General features: G+C 67.9%; 26 protein-coding genes. 13 read left to right on the plus strand and 13 right to left on the minus strand.

The window, feature by feature from the left end; genetic code table 11:
- A partial coding sequence (locus tag A3ES_RS0138045; RefSeq protein WP_020391295.1) for a transposase occupies positions 1 to 218 on the minus strand: 218 nt, incomplete at its 3' end.
- A 217-nt stretch (positions 219 to 435) separates the two neighbouring features.
- On the opposite strand from A3ES_RS0138045, the gene A3ES_RS54605 reads away from it, so the two are divergent.
- Entirely contained in the window at positions 436 to 612 is a 177-nt protein-coding gene (locus tag A3ES_RS54605; protein WP_157630971.1) for a hypothetical protein, read from the plus strand.
- A gap of 158 nt (positions 613 to 770) precedes the next feature.
- Here the strand turns inward: A3ES_RS54605 and A3ES_RS0138055 are convergent, their stop codons facing one another.
- Complete coding sequence (locus A3ES_RS0138055; protein ID WP_020392091.1) at positions 771 to 1097, minus strand: hypothetical protein; 327 nt, start codon at positions 1095 to 1097, stop codon at positions 771 to 773.
- Positions 1098 to 1274: 177 nt separating this feature from the next.
- Between A3ES_RS0138055 and A3ES_RS51925 the strand changes: the two genes are divergently transcribed.
- The 3 genes from A3ES_RS51925 (at position 1275) to A3ES_RS56490 (ending at position 4396) form a co-directional block, all read left to right on the plus strand.
- Positions 1275 to 2573, plus strand: a complete 1299-nt coding sequence (locus A3ES_RS51925) for a helix-turn-helix domain-containing protein (protein WP_020392092.1) — start codon at positions 1275 to 1277, stop codon at positions 2571 to 2573.
- Positions 2570 to 3100 (plus strand): NUDIX domain-containing protein, encoded by a 531-nt coding sequence (locus A3ES_RS0138065; protein WP_020392093.1) that lies wholly within the window; start codon positions 2570 to 2572, stop codon positions 3098 to 3100. The genes A3ES_RS51925 and A3ES_RS0138065 overlap by 4 nt, the downstream gene beginning before the upstream one ends.
- Before the next feature lie 111 nt (positions 3101 to 3211).
- Positions 3212 to 4396, plus strand: coding sequence for a tyrosine-type recombinase/integrase (locus tag A3ES_RS56490; RefSeq protein WP_051084899.1), 1185 nt, complete (start codon positions 3212 to 3214; stop codon positions 4394 to 4396).
- A gap of 168 nt (positions 4397 to 4564) precedes the next feature.
- On the opposite strand, the gene A3ES_RS0138075 is transcribed toward A3ES_RS56490, so the two are convergent.
- Complete coding sequence (locus A3ES_RS0138075) at positions 4565 to 5728, minus strand: acyl-CoA dehydrogenase family protein (protein ID WP_040456531.1); 1164 nt, start codon at positions 5726 to 5728, stop codon at positions 4565 to 4567.
- A 134-nt stretch (positions 5729 to 5862) separates the two neighbouring features.
- Here A3ES_RS0138075 and A3ES_RS0138080 point away from each other — a divergent pair, with 134 nt between their 5' ends.
- Positions 5863 to 7209 carry a UDP-glucose dehydrogenase family protein gene (locus A3ES_RS0138080; protein WP_020392095.1) on the plus strand — a complete coding sequence of 449 codons (1347 nt, stop codon included), beginning with the start codon at positions 5863 to 5865 and terminating at the stop codon, positions 7207 to 7209.
- A gap of 9 nt (positions 7210 to 7218) precedes the next feature.
- Here A3ES_RS0138080 and A3ES_RS0138085 read toward each other — a convergent pair whose 3' ends face one another.
- The 3 genes from A3ES_RS0138085 to A3ES_RS0138095 all read right to left on the minus strand — a co-directional run bounded on the left by A3ES_RS0138085 (position 7219) and on the right by A3ES_RS0138095 (position 10200).
- On the minus strand, positions 7219 to 8439 hold the full coding sequence (locus tag A3ES_RS0138085; RefSeq protein WP_020392096.1) for an MFS transporter: 1221 nt from the start codon (positions 8437 to 8439) through the stop codon (positions 7219 to 7221).
- Between the two features lie 74 nt (positions 8440 to 8513).
- Positions 8514 to 9017: a 5-(carboxyamino)imidazole ribonucleotide mutase gene (gene purE / locus A3ES_RS0138090; protein ID WP_020392097.1), complete on the minus strand. Its 504-nt coding sequence runs from the start codon at positions 9015 to 9017 to the stop codon at positions 8514 to 8516.
- Positions 9018 to 9027: 10 nt separating this feature from the next.
- Complete coding sequence (locus tag A3ES_RS0138095; RefSeq protein ID WP_020392098.1) at positions 9028 to 10200, minus strand: 5-(carboxyamino)imidazole ribonucleotide synthase; 1173 nt, start codon at positions 10198 to 10200, stop codon at positions 9028 to 9030.
- A gap of 152 nt (positions 10201 to 10352) precedes the next feature.
- Here A3ES_RS0138095 and A3ES_RS0138100 point away from each other — a divergent pair, with 152 nt between their 5' ends.
- Complete coding sequence (locus A3ES_RS0138100) at positions 10353 to 10916, plus strand: GtrA family protein (RefSeq protein WP_020392099.1); 564 nt, start codon at positions 10353 to 10355, stop codon at positions 10914 to 10916.
- A 44-nt stretch (positions 10917 to 10960) separates the two neighbouring features.
- Positions 10961 to 12172 carry a GNAT family N-acetyltransferase gene (locus A3ES_RS0138105; RefSeq protein ID WP_020392100.1) on the plus strand — a complete coding sequence of 404 codons (1212 nt, stop codon included), beginning with the start codon at positions 10961 to 10963 and terminating at the stop codon, positions 12170 to 12172.
- Between the two features lie 9 nt (positions 12173 to 12181).
- On the opposite strand, the gene A3ES_RS0138110 is transcribed toward A3ES_RS0138105, so the two are convergent.
- A complete protein-coding gene (locus A3ES_RS0138110) occupies positions 12182 to 12799 on the minus strand; it encodes a PH domain-containing protein (RefSeq protein WP_020392101.1) in 618 nt (205 codons plus the stop codon).
- Positions 12800 to 13000: 201 nt separating this feature from the next.
- Between A3ES_RS0138110 and A3ES_RS0138115 the strand changes: the two genes are divergently transcribed.
- Both A3ES_RS0138115 and A3ES_RS57320 read left to right on the plus strand, forming a co-directional pair.
- Complete coding sequence (locus A3ES_RS0138115; protein WP_020392102.1) at positions 13001 to 14398, plus strand: OFA family MFS transporter; 1398 nt, start codon at positions 13001 to 13003, stop codon at positions 14396 to 14398.
- Positions 14395 to 14502 (plus strand): MFS transporter small subunit, encoded by a 108-nt coding sequence (locus tag A3ES_RS57320; protein WP_020392103.1) that lies wholly within the window; start codon positions 14395 to 14397, stop codon positions 14500 to 14502. The genes A3ES_RS0138115 and A3ES_RS57320 overlap by 4 nt, the downstream gene beginning before the upstream one ends.
- Here A3ES_RS57320 and A3ES_RS0138125 read toward each other — a convergent pair.
- From A3ES_RS0138125 to A3ES_RS0138135, 3 genes are all read right to left on the minus strand, one after another.
- Positions 14495 to 15301 (minus strand): biotin--[acetyl-CoA-carboxylase] ligase, encoded by an 807-nt coding sequence (locus A3ES_RS0138125; RefSeq protein WP_020392104.1) that lies wholly within the window; start codon positions 15299 to 15301, stop codon positions 14495 to 14497. The genes A3ES_RS57320 and A3ES_RS0138125 overlap by 8 nt on opposite strands.
- Positions 15301 to 17940, minus strand: a complete 2640-nt coding sequence (locus A3ES_RS0138130; protein WP_020392105.1) for a phosphoenolpyruvate carboxylase — start codon at positions 17938 to 17940, stop codon at positions 15301 to 15303. The genes A3ES_RS0138125 and A3ES_RS0138130 overlap by 1 nt, the downstream gene beginning before the upstream one ends.
- A 180-nt stretch (positions 17941 to 18120) precedes the next feature.
- Complete coding sequence (locus tag A3ES_RS0138135) at positions 18121 to 18759, minus strand: TetR/AcrR family transcriptional regulator (protein ID WP_020392106.1); 639 nt, start codon at positions 18757 to 18759, stop codon at positions 18121 to 18123.
- Positions 18760 to 18838: 79 nt separating this feature from the next.
- Between A3ES_RS0138135 and A3ES_RS0138140 the strand changes: the two genes are divergently transcribed.
- A complete protein-coding gene (locus tag A3ES_RS0138140; RefSeq protein WP_020392107.1) occupies positions 18839 to 19312 on the plus strand; it encodes an SCP2 sterol-binding domain-containing protein in 474 nt (157 codons plus the stop codon).
- Here A3ES_RS0138140 and A3ES_RS0138145 read toward each other — a convergent pair.
- Both A3ES_RS0138145 and A3ES_RS0138150 read right to left on the minus strand, forming a co-directional pair.
- The gene (locus A3ES_RS0138145) at positions 19309 to 20499 is read right to left on the minus strand and encodes a hypothetical protein (protein WP_020392108.1); all 1191 of its coding nucleotides are present in this window, start codon (positions 20497 to 20499) and stop codon (positions 19309 to 19311) included. The two genes, A3ES_RS0138140 and A3ES_RS0138145, sit on opposite strands and share 4 nt — an antisense overlap.
- 1 nt (position 20500) lies before the next feature.
- The gene (locus A3ES_RS0138150) at positions 20501 to 20911 is read right to left on the minus strand and encodes a hypothetical protein (protein ID WP_020392109.1); all 411 of its coding nucleotides are present in this window, start codon (positions 20909 to 20911) and stop codon (positions 20501 to 20503) included.
- 72 nt (positions 20912 to 20983) lie between these two features.
- Between A3ES_RS0138150 and A3ES_RS0138155 the strand changes: the two genes are divergently transcribed.
- From A3ES_RS0138155 to A3ES_RS0138165, 3 genes are read left to right on the plus strand one after another with little or no spacing between them, the layout of a single operon-like run.
- Complete coding sequence (locus A3ES_RS0138155; protein WP_020392110.1) at positions 20984 to 22573, plus strand: acyl-CoA carboxylase subunit beta; 1590 nt, start codon at positions 20984 to 20986, stop codon at positions 22571 to 22573.
- 11 nt (positions 22574 to 22584) lie between these two features.
- Positions 22585 to 22788, plus strand: coding sequence for an acyl-CoA carboxylase subunit epsilon (locus A3ES_RS0138160; protein WP_020392111.1), 204 nt, complete (start codon positions 22585 to 22587; stop codon positions 22786 to 22788).
- A gap of 36 nt (positions 22789 to 22824) precedes the next feature.
- On the plus strand, positions 22825 to 23175 hold the full coding sequence (locus A3ES_RS0138165) for a hypothetical protein (protein WP_020392112.1): 351 nt from the start codon (positions 22825 to 22827) through the stop codon (positions 23173 to 23175).
- A 124-nt stretch (positions 23176 to 23299) separates the two neighbouring features.
- Here the strand turns inward: A3ES_RS0138165 and A3ES_RS0138170 are convergent, their stop codons facing one another.
- Positions 23300 to 24529, minus strand: coding sequence for a neutral zinc metallopeptidase (locus tag A3ES_RS0138170; protein WP_020392113.1), 1230 nt, complete (start codon positions 24527 to 24529; stop codon positions 23300 to 23302).
- Positions 24530 to 24638 lie beyond the last annotated feature (109 nt).

Below are 24638 nucleotides of genomic sequence, written 5' to 3' on the forward strand. Positions count from 1 at the left end.
GTTGGCGTCTCACGCCGGCGGGGCCTGGACGGGCTGCTGATGGTGCTGCCGTCGGCGGTCGTCTTCTTGCCCGTCCCATACAGGTCGACCCAGCGTGCCAGGGTCGCCCGCTCGATCCCGAGATCGGCTGCGATCCCACGCAGCGTCGCTCCCGGAGTGGACTCGTACAAGTCGACGGCCTGCCGACGGAACTCCTCGGAGTAGTTCTTGCGGGCCATGGTCCTGATCATCTCGCTTCCCCAGCACATGGCTGGATTCAGCGTGTCCAAGAACCAGGGTCAGGGCCCATGCCCCTATCCTTCATGATCCAACACTGCTCATGAACCCAGAGCCAGTGATCCAATCCTCGATCGCCCAAGGAAGACGGAATACCGCACACTTCGAATATGCACCGGTTGCCAGTCGAACCCGGTTGGCGAGCTGCGGGCGATCTGAGTGGCCCATGCCGAGTTCGCGGTCGGTGGCTACGCCGAGCACGGCTCGGAGTGCTTCTCGGTAGAGCTTGCCGGTTCGGCGTACGGCTCCGCGTTCGAGCTTGGCGATGTAGTGGCCGTCCAGTGGCATTTGAATGCCCCGCTCGCGCCAGAGCCAGGCGCATACTGCTTCGGCTAGGTCTGCGCGGGACATTGGGCGGGTCGGGTCTGTGGGTGACGGCGTTCGTTGCCGTGCCTCGCGGAGGGCGGTGTTGGGAGAGGGCATCGCGGGTTTCTGGTTGGTGGAGAGGCGGGACGGGTGCGGAACGCAGGGGTCATTGAGGAGAGGGGAACCCCTCAGCACACCCGCCCCGCCTGATTGGGTACCTCGGACAGCAGGACGTCGATCTGGTGGTTCTGGAGGCTCCGGCGGAACTCGATCGGGTTGCCGTTGCTGGCGAAGTGGAGAAGGTTGGGCACGATCAGGACGCGGTCGTCGCGATCCATGAGCGCCGTCAGCGCCTTGTGTAACTCGTCAGGAGCGGTGTCGAGCTCGTCGATGAACAGGGCGGCTAGCTCGCAGCCATGAACTGCTGCGCAGTCAACGATTCCTTGACGGCATGCGGCGGTCTCCGCATCGGTCATGAGGAAGTGCTTCTTGAAGTATCCGAAGGCCACTCGCATGCGTCTAACCCCGTTGGATTCAGTGCGAATCAGCAGTTGCTGTTGTGGGATCAGCCTCGGCCCGACTGGTTTGTCGGCACCATGGTTTGCCGCTGACGCAGTACTGAACTTTCACTGAACCGGATGATCGGTGTTCAAGTAGAGAGCCCTGCGCGGCAATGGGAGACTTGGCCCGTGATGGTCCAGGTCTGGTCTGGTCGCGAGGTGCGGGCGCTGCGCGAGTCGCAGCGGCTGAGCACCCGCGAGTTCGCCGCGCGAATCGGTGTGAGCGAGCGGATGGTCTCCCGGTGGGAGGCAGGCGGGGAGAACATCCGTCCGAGGCCGATCAATCAGGAGGGACTGGATTCGCTGCTGGCAGCAGCAAGCGAGGACGAGAAGTCACGGTTCGCCGCACGTCTGCAGATCGCGAAACAGCCAGACCGCGAGTCGATCTCCGCATCTTTTCCGGCCGCAGCCGATCCCCCGATGCGTTTACATCGACCCCGACCACCGGAGCGAACTGGTGTCGCGATCCGCTCTGAGCGCGCCCAGGGCAATGACGTGTTTGCGATGCAGGCGTTCAGGTCTGCCGACAAGCAGGTCGGGGGCGGGCATCTGTATGCCGCGGTGGTGAAGTACCTGCATATGCACGTTGGTCCGCGGATGTTCGGTGGCGATGTGGTCGTTGAGGATCCCGGTGTCTTCACTGCTGCGGCAGGGCTGACGGAGATGGCCGGCTGGATGGCACACGATGCTGGTCGTGACGACCGCGCCTACAGCCATTTCCTGCGCGCGTTCCATCTCTCCAAGGCCGGGCAGGACCGCCATCTCGGCGTACACATCCTCGCCAGTCTCAGTCACCTTGCTCACCACCGGGCCGACCCAAACGGGGCCATGCGCTTCGCCCGAGCGGGACAGAAAGCATTAGCGGACTCCCCCGCAAACCCCGAACTCAGTGCGCGACTTCTGGCGATGCAAGCCAAAGGCCGCGCCGCCCTAGGACACAGCCAGGAGACGTACGCACTCTTGGGACAGGCCGAAACAGCACTCGCTGGAACTCACGAACAGGCTCCTTCCGAGTGGGTGAGCCGCTTCGACCTGGGCAGTCTGTCCAGCGAGGCCGCACGCTGTATGAGGCAACTGGGCAAGCCCGGGAAAGCGCAAGAACATGCGCAGCGGATCCTGGCACTCCGGACCTCGAACAGCACCCGGAGTCGCGCGTTCGGACAGCTCTTCCTCATCGCAACACTGATCGATCAGGGCGAACTCGAGGAGGCCTGCCGGACCACCCGCGAGGTCGTCGAAGCAACACAATCACTCGGATCCCAACTGGTCGTGCAGCAACTCCGAGACATCCACGATCAGCTCGCACCGCACGCCGACTCAGCCGACGTCCGCGAGACCAGGCACATCCTGGCGGACGCCGTGCGCCAACAGGTATGGCTCCAGCAATGGATGACTCCGGACGCGCCCGACACGCAGGTGCGCGCCAGATGACCGACGAACCGCTCTATCGTCGCGACCCCGAGGCGTGGCAGGAGCACCTGGCTGAGGGCAACGCCAAGCAGGCCAGGAAGCGGGTGGGAGCGGATGCGATCCTGCGCGATCATCAGGGCCGGATCCTCCTCGTCGAACCTGACTACAAGCCCGATTGGGATCTCCCCGGAGGCATGATCGAGGCAAACGAACCACCGATCGACGGCCTGATCCGCGAGCTGAAGGAAGAGCTCAACCTCGAACTGACATCCAGGCAACTGACGCTCGCCTGCGTTGACTGGGTCGCACCGCACGGCCCATGGGACGACTCTTTGATGTTCATCTTCGACGCTGGACAGCTTGAGCCTGCCCAGATCTCCCGCTTGCGGCCGGATTCCGACGAGCTGAAGCGCTACGCCTTTCTCGAGCCGGATGAAGCACGCGAGCGGCTGCGGCCATACGTCTGGCTCCGCCTCGAAGCCGCCCTCAAAGCCGTCGACTCGCAGACGGTCGCGTACCTCCACGACGGCCTTCCAAGGCTGAGCTAGGCACTAGCCGCGGCGCGCAGCGGAGGCACGCCGTACAGGTTGGGCGGGGTGCAAGGCATCTCGCTCTCAGCCGTTGAGCTCGCACATCAGCTTCGGTGGAGGTGCGGCGGGATGGCGTATGTGAAGGATCTGTGGACTCGGCCGGCTAAGCAGGAGGACGGAACGGTTGTTCGGGAGCGGAACGCGCGGTGGGGGCGTGGGAAGCGGTGGTTGGCTGGGTGGGTCGATCCGCTGGGGAAGGAGCGGACGAAGGCGTTCAGTACCAAGGGGGCGGCTGAGCGGCATGGGAATGCGATGGAGACGGATCGGGAGCGTGGGGAGTACATCGATCCGAGGGCTGGGAAGGTCCGGTTCGAGGAGGTCGCGGAGCGGTGGCTGGCATCGCGGGTGGTAGATCCGGCGACCGCGATCAGATACGAGTCGGTGCTTCGGCTGCATGTGACCCCGGTGTTCGGTCGCAGGCAGCTCAGGACGATCAGGCCGTCGGAGATCGCTGCCTGGGTCGTGGATCTGAATACGCGCTTCGGGTCGTCGACCGCGCGGGCGGCGTACCTGGTCCTGCAAGGGATACTCGGTTTGGCTGTGGACGACGAGACGCTGAAGCGGAACCCGGCGAAGGCCAGCGTGGTCAAGCTGCCTTCGCCGAAGGGCGGGAACGTCGTGGTTTGGGGTGATGACGTCGTAGTGCGAATTGTCGAAGGGCATCCCCCGCAGTACAGGCCGATCGCGGCCGTCGGTGCTGCCTGCGGTCTGCGGCAAGGTGAGATCTTCGGCCTCGCGGAAGAGGACATCGACTTCGACGCGATGGTCATCCACGTGCGGCGGCAGGTGAAGAAGCTCGGCAGAGACTTTGTGTTCGCATTGCCGAAGAACGACACCGAGCGGACGGTCCCGATGTCCGACGGGACAGCCCTGGTCCTGAAGGATCACATCGAAGCTGTTGGACCGCGACCGTACACACTCCCGTGGGAGAAGGTCGACGGCGGGTCCTCACACCGTCAGGCTCCTGTTCCGCTGGACGGACGACAAACACATCCGGGCGCGGACCTACGACGAGCTCGTCTGGAAGCCAGCCCTGCTCCATGCCGGAGTCATTCGCGAGCCGACCAGAGATGCCCGCGGGCGGAAGCACTACGTCACCCGTCGAGAGAGCGGCATGCACGCGCTGCGGCACTACTACGCGAGCATCACGCTCGCCGACGGCGTCAACATCAAAGAACTCGCCGAATACCTCGGCCACGGAGACCCAGGCTTCACCCTCCGGCTCTACACCCACATGTTGCCGTCATCGCATGAGCGGGCGCGGAAGGCTGTCGACTCCAGACTTGCTCGTCTCTTGTCCCTCAGATCTCACGGAGCAGTGACGGAGCAGGCCGCCGTTCGCTCCCCAACTGCCTCATGGGAGCCGGACGGCGGCCTGTCTGCCGAAAACCCGAAATCAGCCTCTGACCTGCAGAAATACCCTCAGCTGAGGCCCTTGAGTAGCTGGCGGGCCATGACGATTCGTTGGACCTGGTTGGTGCCTTCGTAGATCTGGGTGATCTTGGCGTCGCGCATCATGCGTTCGACCGGGTAGTCGTGGGTGTAGCCGTAGCCGCCGAGGAGTTGTACTGCGTCGGTGGTGACGGCCATCGCCACGTCGGAGGCGAAGCACTTGGCGGCGGCGCCGAAGTAGGTGAGGTCGCTGTCGTTGCGTTCGGAGCGGGCCCCGGCGGCGTAGGTGAGCTGGCGGGCGGCCTCGATCTTCATGCCCATGTCGGCGAGCATGAACTGCAGGCCCTGGAACTCTGCCAGAGCCTTGCCGAACTGCTTGCGCTCCTTGACGTAGCCGAGCGCGTAGTCGAGTGCGCCTTGCGCGATGCCGAGTGCCTGCGCGGCGATCGTCACGCGGGTGTGGTCGAGCGTCGCCATCGCAGTACCGAAGCCGGTGCCGAGCTCGCCGATGAGGCGGCCGGCCGGGATCCGGACGTTGTCGAAGTACACCTCGCGGGTCGGTGAGCCCTTGATGCCGAGCTTCTTCTCGGGGGCGCCGAAGGAGACACCGTCGTCGGACTTCTCGACCACGAAGGCGCTGATGCCCTTCGAGCGGGAGTTGGGGTCGGTCAACGCGAAGACCGTGTAGTAGTCGCTGACGCCCGCGTTGGTGATCCAGCGCTTCACGCCGTTCAGCACGAACCCGTCGCCATCGGCGACGGCGCGGGTCTTCATCGAGACCGCGTCCGAACCGGCCTCGGGCTCCGACAGGCAGTACGAGAACATCGCGTCGCCCGCCGCCACCGGTGGCAGATAGCGATCCTTCACCTCATCCGACCCGGACAGCAGCAACGGCAGCGAGCCGAGCTTGTTCACCGCGGGGATCAGCGAGGTGGACGCGCAGGCGCGGGCCACCTCCTCGATCACGATCACGGTGGCCAGCGCGTCCGCCCCGGCGCCGCCGTACTGCTCGGGGATGTGCGGGGCGTGGAAGTCCGACGCCTTCAACGCGTCGTACGACGCCTTCGGGAACTCGGCGAGCTCGTCCACGTCGCCGGCGTTCGGGGCCACCTTCGCGTCGCAGACGTCGCGCACGGCCTCCCGGATCGCCTGGTGCTCCTCGGACAGCGCGTACAGGTCGAATGAGTTACTCACGAGTACCAAGGTACGACGAAACCCGCGCCGCCGGGAGACGCCGTACCCGGAAAGTGACGAACGGCGCACCCACCGATGAGCAGTGGACATGAGCCGGTCACCGGGTGATAACCGTGATCGGTAGAGTCCCCCGCATGACTGAAGGCACGCCCACCAGCGCGCGACCACTGCGGATCGCGGTGATCGGCACCAACTACCTCGGGGCCAACACTGCCGCGGGCATGGCCGAGTTCGGCTTCGACGTGATCGGTGTCGAGATCGACGAGCACCGGCTCAAACTGCTGAACGACGGCAAGGCTCCGCTGTACGAACCGGGCCTGGACCCGTTGCTGAAGAAGCACACCGACTCCGGCCGGCTCCGGTTCACCAACGACTACACCCAGATCGCCGACTGGGCCGACGTGTACTTCGTCTGCGTCGGTACGCCGCAACTCGAGGGCAGCGACTCCGCCGACCTCGCCCAGGTGCACTCCGTCGTCACCATGCTCGCCCCGCTGCTGACCAAGCCCTGCCTGGTGGTCGGCCGGTCCACCGTCCCGGTCGGTACGTCGAAGATGGTGGAGGCGCGCTTCCACGCCGAGGCCCCGGCCGGCCCGCAGGTCGAGATCGCCTGGCAGCCGGAGTTCCTGCGCGAGGCGCACGGCGTGGACGACACGTTGCACCCGGACCGGCTCGTCTTCGGCGTACAGTCCGATGCGGCTGAGGCCAAGCTGCGTGAGGTTTTCGCGCAGCCGATCGCCGAGGGTTCGCCGGTGGTCGTCTGCAACCTGCCCACCGCGGAGCTCGTCAAGGGCGGCGCAAACGCCTTCCTGGCAACGAAGATCTCCTTCATCAACGCGCTCGCCGAACTGACCGACGCGACCGGCGCGGACGTCACCCTGCTCGCTGACGCGCTCGGCTACGACAAGCGGATCGGCCGCGGCATGCTGAACGCGGGTCCCGGGTACGGCGGCGGTTGCCTGCCGAAGGACCTGCGCTCGTTCATGGCCCGGGCCGGTGAGCTCGGCGTGGAAGAGGTCATCACGCTGCTCCGCGAGGTCGACGACATCAACCAGCACCGGCGCGCGCGGATCGTCGACGTGGTGCACGAACTGCTCGGCGCCGACTGGGTCGGCAAGAATGTGACCGTCCTCGGCGCGGCGTTCAAGGCCGGTACCGACGACGTCCGCGACTCGCCGGCTCTCGACATCGCCGGCCGGATCCAGCTGCACGGCGCGACCGTCACCGTCTTCGACCCCGAGGCGATGGAGAACGCGCGCAAGGTCCGACCGACCTTCCGGTACGCCGGATCCGCGGCCGAGGCCTGCGAGGGCGCGCACCTGGTGCTGCACCTGACCGAGTGGCCAGAGTTCCGCTTGCTCGACCCGGCCGCGTTGCGCGGGGTCGTGGAGGCTCCCGTCGTGGTCGACGCCCGGCTGTCCCTGGAGGCGCAGAAGTGGCGCGACGCGGGCTGGATCTACCGGGCCCCTGGCAGGCCTTAAGAACAAGCCTTAAGAAACGGTCGCGTTCCGCAGGACGGGGCGGGTGAGGGCGAACAGGCCGATCAGGGCCGACGCCACGCCGATGCCTAGGCAGACGCCGGTGATGCCCACCCCGTCCAGGTCCGCGAAGGTGCCCAGTACGGGGTTCATCACGACCAGCGCGAGGCTCTGGCAGAGCACAACCACCGACTGCAGCCGGGACTGGTACTCGCGCTCGACCGAGTTCATCAACAGCGGCAGCACGTGTCCGGTGAAGGTACCCACGCCGATCCCGCTGACCACTCCGGCCGCGAAGGTGAGCGGCAACGGATCGAGGGCCGAAAGGCCGAGCAGTCCGACTCCGGCCAGCAGCAGGCCGAGTGCGGCGAAGATGCCGGGACGGGCGAACGCCCCCTTCGCCAGGATCCGTAGCGCGATGATGCCGACGCCCAGGCTGCGGCTGGCGACCAGCAGGCCGGCGGTCGACGCGTCCCAGCCGTGATCCCTTGCCAGCAAGGGAAGTAGCAGCGCGTCGAGCGGCATCAACAGGCCGGCCGCGACCGTCATCGTGATCAGCAGCGCGCGAGTCAGCGGCCGTCCGAACGCGACCTTGACGCCGTCGACGATCGAACGAAACATCCCCGTCCGCGGTCCGGTCGAACCGGCCGGCATGCCCCGGAACGACAGCAGCACGATGATCATCACGGCAAACGTCAGCGCGTCGAAACCGGCGGCCGCGGTCAGCCCCTGCCAGTTCACCAGCACGCCGCCGACCGCAGTACCGGTGACGGCGAAGACGACTCCTGTGACCTGGAAGCTAGCGAGTGCGCGCGGGACCAGCTCCGGCGACACCAGCAGCCGGGGCATCGAGCGGGACGACGGCAGGAAGAACGCGTCGATGACTCCGACGATCAACGCGGTGGCCAGCAGCAGGCTGATCGGTTCGCCGACCGCCAGCGTGGCCGGAACCAGGACGCTCGTGACCACGAACATCGCGATGCAGCTGGCCAGCAGGACCTTCGGCGCGCCGTACCGGTCGCCTACCGCGCCGCCGATCAGGAGCAGGGCCGCGCGCGGTGCCGCGGCCAGCAGCAGCACCAGGCCGGCGACCTGTCCGCCATGCCGGCTGGCGGACCAGCCGATGGCAAACGTCATCGTCAGGTCGCCGAGCAGCGAGACAGCTGCGCCGAAGAGCCAGATCCAGTATCGGACCGGGATGCGCTGCGTATCCGGTTCTGCGGGCGGAGTCACGATCGACGACCTTAGACGACAATGGATGGGAACTCACGGCTACCCGCCCCAGACTGTGGAAAACCTGCGAGTGTTCAGCCTTTACGGAGCTCTGCCGCGCCATCACGCACAGTACTGCCCTTCGCCCGGGCCAGCTCGGCCAGGTTCTCCTGGAAAGCGATCATCTTGGCGAGCAGTTTCTCGTCGTGCGCGGCGAGCATCCGGATCGCCAGCAGACCGGCGTTGCGCGCGTTTCCGATCGACACCGTAGCCACTGGTACCCCGGCCGGCATCTGCACAATCGACAGCAGCGAGTCCATCCCGTCGAGGTACTTCAACGGCACCGGTACGCCGATCACGGGCAGCGGAGTGACCGACGCGAGCATGCCGGGCAGATGCGCGGCGCCACCGGCTCCGGCGATCAGCACTTTCAGCCCCCGGTCGTGCGCTGCCTTTCCGTAGTCGATCATCTCGACCGCCATCCGGTGCGCCGACAGAACATCTGCCTCGAAGGGCACATCGAACTCGACACAGACCTCGGCGGCCGCCTTCATCGTCGGCCAGTCCGAGTCCGAGCCCATCAGGATTCCCACGGTCATGCTGTCGCCCTCATTCGTCGATGGTGCCGGTCAGGTACGCCGCTGCGTGCCGGGCGCGTTCGCGGACCTCGTCCAGGTCGTCGCCGTACGCCGTCACGTGGCCGACCTTGCGGCCGGGCTTCACGGACTTGCCGTAGAAGTGGATCTTCAGCCCAGGATCGCGGGCCATGCAGTGCAGCAGCCCGAGATGCATGTCCTCGACGTCACCGCCCAGAACGTTGACCATCACCGTGTAAGGCGCACGCGCCGCCGGCGACCCGAGCGGCAGATCCAGTACTGCGCGCAGGTGGTTCTCGAACTGGCTGGTGACCGCGCCCTCGATCGACCAGTGCCCGGTGTTGTGCGGCCGCATCGCCAGCTCGTTGACCAGCAGCCGGCCGTCGCGGGCCTCGAACATCTCGACCGCGAGGATCCCGACCACGCCGAGCTCGCCGACGATCTTCAGCGCGGTCTGCTGGGCCTGAGCTGCCCTGTCCGGGCTCAGATCGGGCGCGGGGGCGGTGACCTCGACGCAGATCCCGTCCCGCTGGACGGACTCCACGATCGGGTACGCGACCGCCTGGCCGTGCGGGGAGCGCGCGACGATCGCGGACAGCTCGCGCACGAAGTCGACCTTCTCCTCGGCCAGGATCGGCACCCGCGAAGCGAACGCCTCGTCGACCACCGGGTCGTCGGCGCTGGTGGCGACCCAGACGCCCTTGCCGTCGTACCCGCCGCGGGTGGTCTTCAGGATGATCGGGAAGCCGCCGATGCGCTTGGCGAAGTCGTCGACGTCCGCCTTGGACGCCACCACCTGATGGGCCGGCGCGGGCGCGTCGATGGTGTCCAGGCGCTGCCGCATCACCGCCTTGTCCTGCGCGTGCACCAGGGCGTCGGGGCCGGGGCGGACCTTGACGCCCTCGGCCTCCAGGGCCCGGAGCAGCTCGGTCGGGACGTGCTCGTGGTCGAAGGTGACCACGTCCGCGTCAGCGGCGAACCGGCGTACGGTGTCGGGGTCGCGGTAGTCGCCCACCGGCGCGTCGGCGACCGCCTGGGCCGCGGAGACCGTGGGCCCTTCGGCGAGCACCCGCAGCTGGATGCCCAGCGCGACCGCCGCTTCCTGGGTCATCCGGGCCAGCTGACCGCCTCCGACCATGCCCACCACGGGGGTCCCGACGGGGAGATCCTTGCGCTCGAACTTCACGGGTGGAGCCTAATGTGCGGACAACTTCGCCAGCTCGGCGGCGTCAAGGAGACGTCAAGACGGGCCGGGAATTTCGGCGTCTGACCCGTTGCCGGGTACCGTGGGAAGCTGTCCGTGCCGCCGTCCGTGTTCACAGAGAGTTTCCGGGACCGTTGAAGATCGTCACAACGCTGTATCGCCAGGTGGAGCACCTGGTGCACGAGGTGGCCAAGTTCGGTCTGGTCGGACTGCTCGGAATGGTCGTGGACCTGCCGATCTACAACTGGCTGGTCTTCGACAACCCGCTCGTCCTCGGCGCGTCGACCAACGGCATGCTGCACGACAAGCCCGTCACGGCGAAGTTCATCTCGGTGACGGTCGCCACCATCGCGACGTACCTGGGCAACCGGCACTGGACCTGGCGGCACCGTGAGCGCACCGGGCTGCACCGCGAGTACGTGCTCTTCTTCGTCCTGAACGGCATCGGCCTGCTGATCGCGGCCGGCTGCCTCGGCTTCTCGCGGTACGTCCTGGACCAGCACAGCTGGCTGGCCGACAACATCGCCGCCAACTTCGTCGGCCTGGGGCTGGGCACGCTGTTCCGCTTCTGGTCCTACCGCAAGTTCGTCTTCCGCGAAGAGATCGCCCTCGACGAGGCCGAGCACCAGGTCAAGGCCCCGGACTCCCCGGCCGCCCTGGACACCGACAGCACCGGCGACCTGCCGGTCATTCGCTGAAAAAACCTTCTGCCCCGAACCGCCCGCCGTGTGAGGATGCGGTGGTGACCGAGTTCCCTGTGCGTCCGGCCGTGGCCGAGGACTATGAAGAGATGGGTGCCCTGTTCGCCGGGGCGATGCTGTTCGAGTCGTCCGTCGACGACCTCGGGCGAAGACTGTTCGAGCCTGAGCGGGCGCTGGCGGCGACCGACGGCGCTGAACTCGTCGGCACCACGCGGGCGTTGACGCGCGACCTGTCCGTCCCCGGTGCGGTGGTTCCGGCGGCGCATGTGACCGGGGTCGGAGTGCGGGCCACCCATCGCCGGCGCGGTCTGATGGCGGAACTGATCACCCGGCAACTGCGCGAGGTACCGGAAGCCATCGCGGTGCTCTGGGCCAGCGAGTCCGGCATCTACGGACGCTTCGGGTACGGCGCTGCCGCGTTCGGTACGTCGTACGAGGTCGATCTGCATCGGGTCGGGCCCTCCAGCGTGCGGACGCGTCCGGGCGAGATCAGTGTGTTGTCCGCCGCTGATGCCCTCAAGGAACTGCCCTCGTTGCATCGAAACTTGCAGGAACGGCGACCGGGTGTCTCCGGTCGGTCGGATCTCCTGTGGGAGCAGCGCCTGACCGACAAGCCGGACGATCGCGGCGGCATGACCGCCCGCGAGATCCTGGTGCACCGTGACGAGACCGGCACCATCGACGGCTACGCCCTCTGGCGCGGCAAGATGGGCTGGGGGCCGACCGGTCCCGCCAGCGAGGTACAGGTCGAAGAGCTGGTCGCGGTCGAGCCGGCTGCTTACCGGGCCCTGTGGCAGCACCTGCTGACGCTGGATCTGGCCGCCACGCTCAGGTTCGGCTTCGCCGCGACAGATGAGCCGCTGCAGCAACTCGTCACCACCCCGACGGCGCTGAACCGGCGGGTGACCGAATCCCTGTGGCTGCGCGTGACGGACGTCGCCCGCGCCCTCGAGCAACGCCGGTACGCCGTTGCGGTCGACCTCGTGTTCGAGGTGACCGACGAAGTGATTCCGGCCAACGCCGGGCGGTTCCGGCTGGCTGCGGACGGTCCGGCCGTGCGATGCGAGCGGACCGAGGACACGGCCGACCTGAGCCTGTCCGTGACCGAACTCGGCGCGGCCTACCTCGGCGGCCGCAGGCTAGCCGAGTTCGCCGCCACCGGCCGGGTCATCGAGCACACCCCCGGAACACTCACCCTGGCCACCGCAGCGTTCGGCTGGCCGATCGCACCAGCCAGCATCGAGATCTTCTGATCCGCGGGGTCAGCGGCGGTCGTTGTCGTCGGAGCTGAAGAGGGTTTCGGAGTCCGGCTCAGCTGTACTACGGGGTTCGCGGCGGCGGAGGGGTTCCGGCGGGGCTTCGTCGTCGAGGTAGCCGTCGCCGGGCTTGCCGTCCGGGCCGCCGAAGAGCAGGTCGGACATCTTCAGGTGCATCTGCTCCACGTGCGGCACGTCGGGCAGGACCACCTGACCGCCCTCGCTGGCCGACTGGATCTGCAGTGTGCCGCAACGGAGCATCCGGTCGATCAGGCCGTGCTCGTAGGAGACGTCGTTGATCCGCATCAGCGGGATGTCGCGGCCGGTGCGGGTCAGGATGCCGTGCCGGGTGATCAGCCGCCGGTTGGTCAGCGTGTAGCTGGAGAAGAACCAGTTCAGGAACGGCTTGGCCGCGAACCCGAACAGGATCAGCAGGCCGACCACCCCGATCGCGATCCGGGCCGGAGTCTGCAGGCTGCCTTCCGGCACCACGGCAGCCAGGAAAGCGCCGCCGGCCGCCACCACGAGCAGCAGGAACACCGGGAAGATCAGCGCCTTCCAGTGCGTCCGGGTGCTGACGACGACGTACTCGTCCTCACCCAACAACTTCGCCGAGATCGCCATGTCCCCAGTCTCACAGTTCGGGGGGCCGCTTGTCGCCGGTCGACACGGTTGCCCTTGCGGACACTGCTTCTGGGCAGACCCTGGGTGGTAGTTGAACCTTAACTAATCAACTGCTTCACAAATCGCATACTGTCCGCAAAGATGCGCGAGGGGGTCCTGCGTCACACAATCTGGGGGGCTCGAACACTCTGAGGAGCCGTGATGGGCATCTTGTCGGTACTCGATCGCGAGCACACCATCGCGCCACCGGGGTACGGCCGCTGGCTGATCCCGCCGGCTGCACTGGCTGTGCATCTGTGTATCGGTCAGGCGTACGCGACCAGCGTGTACAAGACGTCGATGACCAAGCACTTCGACGCCAGCCAGACCTCGATCGGGGTGATCTTCAGCATCGCGATCGTGATGCTGGGCTTGTCCGCCGCGATCGGCGGCACCTGGGTTGAACGCAACGGCCCGCGCAAGTCGATGTTCGTCTCGGCCTGCTTCTGGGCCAGCGGGTTCATGGTAGGGGCCCTGGGCATCGGTACCGGTCAGCTCTGGCTGGTCTACCTCGGCTATGGCTTCATCGGCGGCATCGGGCTGGGGATCGGCTACATCTCCCCGGTCTCCACGCTGATCAAGTGGTTCCCTGACCGGCCCGGCCTCGCCACCGGCCTGGCGATCATGGGCTTCGGCGGCGGCGCCCTGGTCGCCAGCCCGCTCTCCCGCCAGCTACTGAGCCTGTACGACGACGGCTACGACCCCAACAAGTCCGGCTCGGTGGCCGGTGGTGGCGCGCTGGTCGCACTGTTCCTGACGCTCGGCATCGGCTACTTCGTGATCATGATGTTCGGCGTGTTCAACATCCGGGTCCCCGCCGACGGCTGGAAGCCGGCCGGGTTCGATCCCGCGACGGTGAAGGCGAAATCCCTCGTCACCACCGCGAACGTGTCGGCGGCGAACGCGATCAAGACCCCGCAGTTCTGGTGCCTGTGGGTCGTCCTGCTCTGCAACGTCACCGCCGGGATCGGCATCCTGGAACAGGCCAGCCCGATGATCCAGGACTTCTTCCGCGGCGGCGACGGCAAGTCGAGTGTCGCGGTCGCGGCGGCGGCCGGATTCGTCGGCCTGCTGTCGATCTTCAACATGGCCGGCCGGTTCGTCTGGTCGTCGACGTCGGACCTGATCGGGCGCAAGCCGATCTACGCGATGTACCTCGGGGTCAGCATCATCTTCTACTTCCTGCTGGCCACCGTCGGCCACAACAGCACCGCGCTGTTCGTGTTGTTCGCCGCGGTCATCCTGTCCTTCTACGGCGGCGGTTTCGCCACCGTACCGGCGTACCTGCGGGATCTTTTCGGGACCTATCAGGTCGGCGCGATCCATGGCCGGCTGCTGACCGCGTGGTCGGTCGCCGGGGTGGCCGGGCCGCTCATCATCAACGGATTCCTCGACAGGGAAGGGAAACCGGGCACGCTGACAGCCGAGGCCTACCGGCCCGCGCTGTTCACCATGGTCGGCGTCCTGGCGATCGGCTTCGTCGCCAACCTGCTGATCCGGCCGGTCGCGGACCGGTTCCACGAACCAGCCAAGGCAACCGCAGCGGAGGCAGCGAAATGAACCAGACTCCCCGGCTAGTCGTCTCCTGGGCGCTGGTAGCCGTCCTGCTCGGCTACGGCATCATCCAGACGCTGATCACCGCAGCGAAGCTCTTCACTAACTAGAACGCACGTGGGTGACATCGCCGGCGGCCAGGACGTGTGGGCCGTCGGCGGTCAGCACCACCAGCCGTCCATCGGAATCCAGATCCGTGGCGGTACCTTCCAGGAAGACGCCGCCGGGCAGCTCCACTCGCACTTGCCGGCCGAAGGTCGCCGACAGCTCCCGGTAGTCCGGCAGGATCGTTTCCGGGTCTCCAGATGCGTCGACCCAGGTCCGATAGCGAGCAGCCAGCTCCCGCAGTACTGCGGACAGCACCGTGGCCCTGTCGGTTGTCGCGGCACCTTCCAGCGCCATCGACGTCGCCACCTCGGTCGGCCGCTCCGCCTTCTTCAGCGTGACGTTGAGGCCGATACCGACCACCGCCGCCGGCCCATCCACCCGCTCCAGCAGGATGCCCGCCAGCTTCCGGTCCTCCACCAGTACGTCGTTAGGCCACTTCACCTGAGCAGGGATCTCCCCCACCTGCCGTACTGCGGCCGCGACCGCCAGCGGAACCAGTAGCCCCAGCCACGGCCAACGATGCGACGGGACGCCCGTCGGGCGCAGCAGAGCAGACATGAGCAGCGCAGAGCGCGCCGGAGTGGTCCACGTACGCCCCAGCCGCCCACGACCCGACGACTGGTACTCCGCCGCCACCACGAGCCCCTCAGGCGCCCCGGAGCGCGCTGCGGCGGCTACGACGGCGTTGGTCGACTCCGTCTCGGCCAGTACGTCGATCTGGCTCCATAGCGAGCCAGGACGGACCAGCCGCCCCCGCAGGAACTCAACGTCGAGGGGCGGCCTCTCCAGATCGCCGAACATCAGCCGGTGTTCTGCAGGCCGGCGGCGACACCCGACACGGTTAGTAGGAGCAGCCGCCTCGTCCTGACGATCTGCTGCTCGTCGAGCGAGTCGTCCGTCCGCAGGGTCCGGAGAGCTCGCAACTGCAGGTAGCTCAGCGCATCGACGTACGGGTTGCGCAGCTCTACGGCTCGGCCGAGCACCCGGCGGCCGCTGAGCAGCTTGTCGCCGCCGAGCACCTTCAGCACCCACTCGGTCGTCAGCTCGTGCTCGTCCAGCATCTGCTGGGTCAGGTCGGGCCGGTCGCCCAGCTCCAGGTAGCGGCCGAGGATCCGGCGGTCCGTCTTCGCCAGCGACATCTCGGCGTTCTCCAGCATCACCTGGAACAACGGCCAGTGCTGGTTCGCGTCCTGCAGCACTGCGACGTCGCCGACGGCCGACAGCGCGGAGCCCAGGCCGTACCAACCCGGTGCGTTCACCCGCGCCTGCGACCAAGCAAACACCCACGGGATCGCCCGCAGGTCCTCCAGCGACGACACGGCTACCCCGCGGCGAGCCGGCCGGGAACCCAGCGGCAGCTGCCCGAGCTCCTCCAGCGGCGTGACACGGCCGAACCACTCCGCGAAGCCCGGCGCCTTGACCAGCCGGTGGTACGTCGCACGGGAGGCCTCGTCCATGGTCTTCTCGACCACTGCGAACCGATCCGCCGCGACTGTCGCTCGCTCCTCGATGCCGGGAGTCGAGGCGAGCAGTGTGGCGGCGGTGACCTGCTCGATGTGGCGCTGGGCGATCGCCGTGTTGCCGTAGCGAGCAGGGATCGCCTCGCCCTGCTCAGTGAGCTTGAACCGGCCAGAGACCGACCCAGGAGCCTGAGCGAGTACTGCGCGGTTCGCCGGGCCTCCGCCACGGCCCAGTGCTCCACCACGACCGTGGAACAGGGTCAGGCGGATCGCGTTGCGCTGGGCCCAGGCGGTGATGCGCGCCTGGGCGTCGTACAGGGCCAGGGTCGCCGAGACGGGTCCGACGTCCTTGGCGGAGTCGGAGTAGCCGAGCATGACCTCGAAGCGCCTGTCGTTGGCCGTCAGGCGGTGCCGGACCCGGGTGAGCTGGATCGCGTTGTCCAGCACCTCCACCGAGTTCTGCAGATCCTCACCGGTCTCGAACAGCGGTACTACGTCCAGCTCGATCGGCCGGCCGTCCATGGCGGCATCAGCCAACTCGTAGACGGCGGCCAGGTCGCCGGCGTTGCGGGTGAAGGACACGACGTACCGGCGGCAGGCCTCTGGGCCGAAGCGCTGCTGGATCTGGCCGATCACCCGCAGTGTGGCCAGTACTTCCTCAGTCTGGTCGGAGAGCTCGCCACCGCTCAGTACTTCTTCCAGAGCCTTGGTGTGCACCGAGGAGTGCTGCCGGACCTCCAACTCGGCCAGGTGGAAACCGAAGGAGGTCACCTGCCAGATGAGCTGCTGCAACTCGCCGTACGCCTGCCGCAGTGCGCCTGCGGAGACCAAGGAGTCCTGCAGGACCTTCAGTTCGTGCAGGAAGTCAGTGGCTCGCGGGTAGCCGAAGTCGGCGTCCCGTGCACGAGTCGCGGCCAGCCTGCGCGCCGCAAGCAGCAGTAGCTGGCGATGCGGCTCAGAGGGCGAGCGGGTCTCGATGTCGGTGATCAGCTCGGGGTTGACCGCCCGGGCGTCCTCCAGGATCCGGCGTACCGGCGCGGAGGGCGGTGTGGTCGCCGAGTCCAGGGTGAGCGCGCGGCCGAGGTTGTCGGTCGCCTGCTCGAGCGCCCGCAGTACGTGGTCGGCCTGGATCTGCATGGCCTCGCGGGTGATCGCGGCGGTGACGTTCGGGTTGCCGTCGCGGTCGCCGCCGATCCACGAGCCGAGCCGGACGAAAGGCGCGACCACCGGCTGCCGCACACCGGCAGACTCGCCCGCCAGCGCGTCGTCGAGCCGGCGGTAGACGTTGGCCACGACATCGAACAGGGTCTCCTCGAAGACCGCCATCGCGGAGCGGACCTCGTCCAGCGGGGTCGGCCGGCTGGTGCGCAGCTGCGACGTACGCCAGAGGATGTCGATCTGCTCGACCAGGCGGCGCTGGTTCTCGGCCAGCTCGCTGTCACCGGCGCGCGGGTCGTTGCGCACCTCCAGCAGACTCGAGATCCGCCGGATGGTCGCCAGTACCGCGCGCCGCCGCGCCTCGGTCGGGTGCGCGGTCAGTACCGGGCGGAACTCCAGCCCGTTGAGCAGGGCACGCGCCTGCTGCTCACCACTGTCGGCGCTGATCTTCTCCACGGCCTGGGCGAGCTCGGACACGGCCGGCGCATCCCCGGAGCGGTCACGCTCCCGTAGTACGCGGGCGCGGTGCAGCTCCTCGCTCAGGTTGGTCAGGTGGAAGTAGCAGGTGAACGCGCGGGCGACGTCCTCGGCGCGCTCATGCGGCCAGGAGGCGACCAGCGCCTCCGCCCCCGCGCCGTCGCCGGCGATCGTCAGCTCACGGAGCTTCTCGACGTCATCCAGCAGCGGCTGACCGGCGTACTCGACCAGGACCCGGCCGAGCAGCTCGCCGAGCAGGCGTACGTCGGCCCGCAGCTCCTCAGGCACTTCGAAACGTGCGCGGGTACGGGTGCGGGCGTTCGCCTGACTGCCGGTCTCGGTCACGTTCGCCCACGATATCCGGCCCCCCGCCACACCGCCTCCCAGTCCGTCCACTGAACGCCAACCGTGACCTCCCCACCCCCGATCATTCGCCCCCTTTTCACCCTCCTCGATCGAACTCACACGCTGGGTAGCCGGCGTAGAGGGTGAAAAGGGGGCGAATGATCGCAGGAGGTGGGTGGGCTAGATCGCGCTGAAACCGCCGCCGACGACCTGGGAGACCACTTTGGCGAGCTGGGCCGGGGTGCGGTCGGTGCCGTCGACGACGAGCATCCGGGCGCAGCTCTCGGTCATCGAGGCGAGCATCTCGGCCAGCACCGGGAGGTTCGCGTCCGGTTCGGTGACGCCCGGCAACGATTGCACAAGGGTCAACCGCAGACCTTCGACCAGGAACGCGCGGGCCGCCCGGACCCGGTTGGCCACCACCGGCGCCGCGCCGTACTGCGCTCCGAAGACGATCCGCCAGGAGTGCGGTGACTTGGCCGCCGTCTCCAGGAACGCGGTCAGGCCTTCGAGCACGTGCTCCTGCGGCGTACCGACGGTCGGGTCGGCGGGTAGCGCGGCCATGATCGACAGGACCAGGTGCTGCTCCTCGCGAGCCAGCAGGGCGAGTAGCAACTCGTCGCGGTTGGCGAAGGAGTCGTAGACGACCGGCTTGGTCACCCCGGCGGCATCGGCCACCGACTGCATCGTCGTCCCGGCGTACCCGCGCTCGGAGAACACCTCGAGGGCCGCGTCCAGGATCAGCGGACGCCGACGCTCCGGGCCCAGGTGTGCGGCACGACGGCGAGGTTCCGCAACCGGGTCTTCAGGGCTGACCACTTGACAAAGCTATCAGGCCGTAGGAAATTCCTACGGTCTGGTAGGAACTCGTTCCACCACTGCCTGGGAGGTCGTCCGGTTGGCCGAACGTGGCAGTGCGCGGTGGCTCGAGTCGGATGATTTCGCCGCGCTCGACCATGGCGAGCTGGCCCGCCTCGTCGACCGGACCTCGGAGCGAGAGCTCCGGCATCGGCTCATCGGGGGCGTGCGGGAGATCGCGTTGCGCGAGATCTTTCGACGGATGCCGGAGTACCTCCGCCCGGCCCGGGCGGAGGGATTCGACGCGATCGTCGCCTGGCAGATCACCGGCGCGAGCGGCGGCGGCATCGACGAGTACCGGATCCGGGTCAGCGACGGTGCCTGCCGGATCCTGACCGACCACGACGAGCCGCCGGCCATCTCGGTCCGCACCGACCCGGCCACGCTGCTGAAGATCGTCACCGGCAACGAGGACCCTGTCCTCGCCGTACTCAAACAGCGTCTCTCCGTCCGCGGCGACCTGGCCCTGGCCGCCCGCCTCAGCAAACTCTTCGTCGTCGGCCCGAAGGTCTAACGTTCAGCCGTCTCCGTACTACGACCTGCCGCCGGCCCGGCGACGCGCCCAGTCGCATCGGCGCGCCCACCCACCGCCTGCCCCTGCGGCACCCGCACAGCCCCAGCAGCCGGGGCCTGCTCACCCATCAGCTTCCGCAACCCCTCCACCTCCGCACCAGCCACAGGCGCCTGCTGCTGGGCGTCGGCGATCCGTGGGTCCACTGGCGCGGCGGCCTGCTCGGGGCCGGGGCGTTGGTCGTCCGGGTTGGGCGGCGGCAACGCGGAGAGGTCCTCGGCCGGCGAGCTGCGCTCCTGCGCCTGGCGGGCGGCTTCCTGCGCCAGCCGGACGGGATCGGAGCGAAACTGCTTCTCGGTAGCGCGCATGCCGCGCACGACCGACTCGGCGATCACCTGGCCTCGCTGGGTGGAGATCGAGCGGAGGTTCACCCTGCTGTCTTCGCCCAGTGGGCGAAGGTCCGCGAACGCGGTATCGATCTGCTCCCGCAACTGCCGTCGTACGCCGGCCTGCTGGTCCGGCGGCACCAAGCTCGGGAGCTCCGAGTTCTCGAAAAGCAGCTCGGCCACGGCCCGGGCCTTGCCCGACCGCGCCTCGCGGGCCATCAGATCCAGGACCTCGTCGCCGTCGATTCCCGTCTCGGCCCCGACGTCGTCGGCGAAGGCCCGCGCGGCCGGATCCCAGCCCGGGTAGAGCCGCGGCGAGTCCACCGCCCTCAGCTGGACCGCCAGGTCCCGCGGCAGCACGCGATCGATCAGAGCGTCCATCTTCGCCTGGCTCCAGGCCTCGTTCGAGCCCTCCTCGATCGGGATCAGCTCCTGGCGCCCGATATCGTCCAGGCGGTCCCAGATCTCGTAGTCGGCCGGCACCGCCAGATGCGCGAACTCGTGCACGACCACCTCGAACGCGCGCCGGCGCGCGATCAGTTGCTCCTGGGTCACCCGCTCTCCGCGCTTTTCGAACATCTCCTGCAACGGCCGGACCACCTCCGCCTCGCTGAGCTTCAGGCGGGCATCGCCGTACGCCTCACCCAGCACCGGCTCAGCCGGATCGGTGTAGCCGAGGTGGCCGTTCCACAACGACTTGGCCGCGCCGGACTCAGCCAGCACGGCATCGCGGATCCGCTCCCACAGCCCGTCGTCGATATCCGGCACTTCGGAGTCGGGCCGCCGGCCCACCGACTCGGCCATCTCAGCCGGGATCGAGCACGTGGACGATCTCGGCCAGCGGCTCGTTCATGTTCAGCGCCGCGAGCCGCTCGGCCGGCGTCGGCGCGGCGGCCGCGATCCGGGCGATCTCGCGCATTCCCTCTTCGGCCCGGGCGCGCCGCTGGTCCGGCGTACCGTCCGGTCTGGAGGCCTGCATCAGCACGTCCGAGGCCTGTCGCAGCGTCTCGCTCTCGGGCGCGCGGGCTTCGGCGACCAGGGTGTCCATCGATCTGAGGTAGCGGATCGCTTTGGCCCGGAGGTCGTCGCCGTCCACCGTCGCAGCCAGGTCCCGCAGTCGCTCGACCTCCGCGCTCAGCTGCTCCGGGTCGGTGATCTCACTGCCCCAGGCGGCGATGATCCGCCGGCGCTCGGCCTGGAAGTCGTCATACTCCACAGTAGGATTCTTGCATCCGGTGTGTTCATCGTCATCTGGGCGCGGCGTCCGCAGGCGTTAGAGTGCCCGCTTATGGGAGAGACCGTGAACATCCACACCACCGCCGGAAAGCTCGCGGATCTGGAGCACCGGCTGGACGAGGCCGTGCACGCCGGGTCCGAGCGCGCGGTGGAGAAGCAGCACGCCCGCGGCAAGAAGACCGCGCGGGAGCGGATCGCGCTGCTGCTGGACGAGGGCTCCTTCTCCGAGCTGGACGAGTTCGCCCGGCACCGCTCGACCTCCTTCGGGCTGGACGCGAACCGCCCGTACGGCGACGGCGTGGTGACCGGGTTCGGCACCATCGACGGCCGCCAGGTGTGCGTGTTCGCGCAGGACTTCACCGTCTTCGGCGGCAGCCTGGGTGAGGTGTTCGGCGAGAAGATCGTCAAGGTGATGGATCTGGCGATGAAGATCGGCTGCCCGCTGATCGGCATCAACGACTCCGGCGGCGCCCGGATCCAGGAAGGCGTCGTCAGCCTCGGCCTGTACGGCGAGATCTTCCGCCGCAACGTCCGCGCCTCCGGTGTGATCCCGCAGATCTCGCTGATCATGGGCCCGTGCGCGGGTGGCGCGGTGTACTCCCCCGCGGTGACCGACTTCACCGTGATGGTGGACGAGTCGTCGTACATGTTCATCACCGGCCCGGACGTGATCAAGACCGTCACCGGCGAGGACGTCACCCAGGAAGAGCTCGGCGGCGCCCGGACGCACAACACCAAGTCCGGCAACGCGCACTACCTGGGCAGCGACGAGGAGGACGCGATCGACTGGGTCAAGGCCCTCGTCTCGCACCTGCCGCAGAACAACCTCGAGGACCCGCCCGCGTACGACTCCGACGCCGACCTCGAGGCCAGCGAGACCGACGTCGCGCTCGACACGCTGATCCCGGACTCGCCGAACCAGCCGTACGACATGCACACGGTGATCGAGGCGGTCGTCGACGACGGCGAGTTCCTCGAGGTACAAGTGTTGTTCGCGCCGAACATCCTCGTCGGCTTCGGCCGGGTCGAGGGCCGCCCGGTCGGCGTGGTCGCGAACCAGCCGATGCAGTTCGCCGGCACCCTCGACATCGACGCCTCCGAGAAGGCGGCCCGGTTCGTCCGCACCTGCGACGCGTTCAACGTGCCGATCCTGACCTTCGTCGACGTACCGGGCTTCCTGCCCGGCACCGACCAGGAGTGGAACGGCATCATCCGCCGCGGCGCCAAGCTGATCTTCGCCTACGCCGAAGCGACCGTGCCGATGATCACCGTGATCACCCGCAAGGCCTACGGCGGCGCGTACGACGTGATGGGCTCCAAGCACCTCGGCGCCGACATGAACATCGCCTGGCCGACCGCGCAGATCGCCGTGATGGGCGCCCAGGGCGCGGTCAACATCCTGCACCGCCGCGAACTGACCGCCACCGCCGAAGCCGGCGAGGACACCGAAGCGCGCCGCCGGCAACTGATCACGGAGTACGAGGACCACCTCGCCAACCCCTACATCGCGGCCGAGCGCGGCTACATCGACGCGGTGATCAAGCCGAGCGAGACCCGCGCCGAGATCGTCCGCGCCCTCCGCCTGCTACGCACCAAGCGCGACACCCTCCCGCCCAAGAAGCACGGCAACATCCCGCTTTGATCGGAGCCCCCATGACCGACCCCGTACTACGCGTCGTCAAGGGCGACCCGACCCCCGAGGAACTGGCCGCCCTGCTCGCCGTCGTCTCCACCCGAGCCACCCCCGCCCCGACCGCCGACCCCGACCACGCCAGCAACTGGGCCACCTACTGGCGAAACCACACCCGCCCGCTCCACCCCGGCCCCAACGCCTGGCGAGCCAGCGCCCACCCGTAAACGCATCGGGTACGCGGTTGTGGGCACTGGGGTGGCATGGCGAGGTACGAGGTCAACGAGCAGGCTGTGGAGTATGCGAAGCGGCTGATCGAGAGCCGGCAGTACGTGCTGGACAGCGAGTGGGGTGAGGTCCAGCCGCACGCCGAGGCGCAGAACAAGTTCCTCGAGTCGCACTCGTGGGAGGAGTACGGGCAGTGGCATCTCGGGCTGACCGTCGGTGCCGGTGACGAGACCAAGGCCCGCTTCGGCTTCGTGTACGGCGATCTGCGGAGGCTGCACCGGACCGGGCTGATCGCCTGCGTCTACCGCGCCTCCGAGTGGCGGCACAAGAAGATCGAGCTCGCCGCCCACGACCTGCTGCAGTTGCTGGATGCCAAGACGGCCTAGTGTCCGGAGGCGATGAGCGTGCTGCTGCTGCGTATTCCGGTGCCGCAGCAGCAGCACACTCACCAGGTACTGGGTCCAGCTCGACGCACTGTACGACGTACGGGCTGGTCGCGACGACCCCAGGTCAGCTCACGTTGGCCGCTGACGCCGCGTAGGTGTTGCAGCTGGCCGGGTTCCCGGTCATGAACGAGCGGCCCATGAAGCGCGCCTGGCTCGCCGGGCTGCCGTGGTCACCCTGGTTCGGCTTGTCGCCGGAGGTGATGACCCACTTGTTCCAGGCCTCCAGCAGCAGGCCGTTGACCGGGTAGCTGCGCTTGTTGGCGGCGAGGAACACGCCCGCGAAGCAGTTCGCCTGCAACTCCAGCCGCCGGGTGATCCGGATCCGGGCGTCGTAGCCGTCCGCCTCGTACTCAAGCCGGTCCGAGGCGTCCAGGATGCCGGTGACGGACTGCATGGCGTGGCCGTACTCGTGGGCGATCGAGCGGGTGTACCAGATCCGGGCGTAGGCCTTGGTGTCCGCCCGGGGGTACTCGTTGTACCGCTTCACGAAGTTGTCGACCTTCATGTACATCTTGTGGTTCGGCGGGCAGTAGAACGGCACCGAGACGGCGCCGTTGCCACAAGGCGTGCTCACGCTCACACCGGACCAGTAGAGCATCGTCGGCGCCCGGAACCGGAAGCCCGCCAGCGCAACCTGCCGCGCCCAAGACTGGTCCAGGCACGGCTTGATCCGGGCCCAGTACTTCGCCGCGTTGGCGGCCGTGCTCGGCGCGATGTTCGGTTCCTTGCAGTTCACCGAGCGCATCTGGCCGGTCCGGTAGATCGCGTTCTTGGAGACGATGTCCAGATCCGGCACCTTCGGCTTGTCAGGTGTCTCCGTGGTGGTCGGCTCGCTGGTGGTCGGCTCGGTGGTCGTCGGTTCGCCGGTCGGTTCCGTCGACGAGGTCGGCTCCGTCGGTGAGGTGGTCTCGGTCGACCGGTAGCTCGGCTGCGTGGACGACGGCTGGGTGTAGTTGTTGTCGGCGTTCTTCTTGATCACACCGAAGATCCACAGGCCGGCCACAGCGACCACGACGAGGCCCAGGATCGCGAACAGCGGCGCCTTGGACTTCTTCCGCGGCGGCAGTTGCTGCTGCCAGCCCGGCTGGAAGCCCGGCCCGGGTGGGAAGCCACCGGGACCCGGCGGGAAGCCTTGCGGCCCACCAGGTCCACCAGGGCCGCCCGGCGGGGCGAACTGCGGACCCCAGCCGAACCCCTGCGCCTGCTGCGGCGCCACCGAGGGCGGACCGTACTGGTACTGCGGCTGATTGGGCGCCTGCTGGTACGGCGGCTGCTGTTGCTGTTGGGCAGGCATCTGTTGGTAAGGCGGTTGCTGTTGGTAAGGCGGTTGCTGCTGGTTCGGCGGGTAGGGCCCGCTCGGCTGCTGACCGTATGGCGGCTGCGTCAACCCCGTGTCCCTTTCA

The organism is Kribbella catacumbae DSM 19601 (assembly GCF_000372465.1).
In the GTDB taxonomy this organism is placed as follows: domain Bacteria; phylum Actinomycetota; class Actinomycetes; order Propionibacteriales; family Kribbellaceae; genus Kribbella; species Kribbella catacumbae.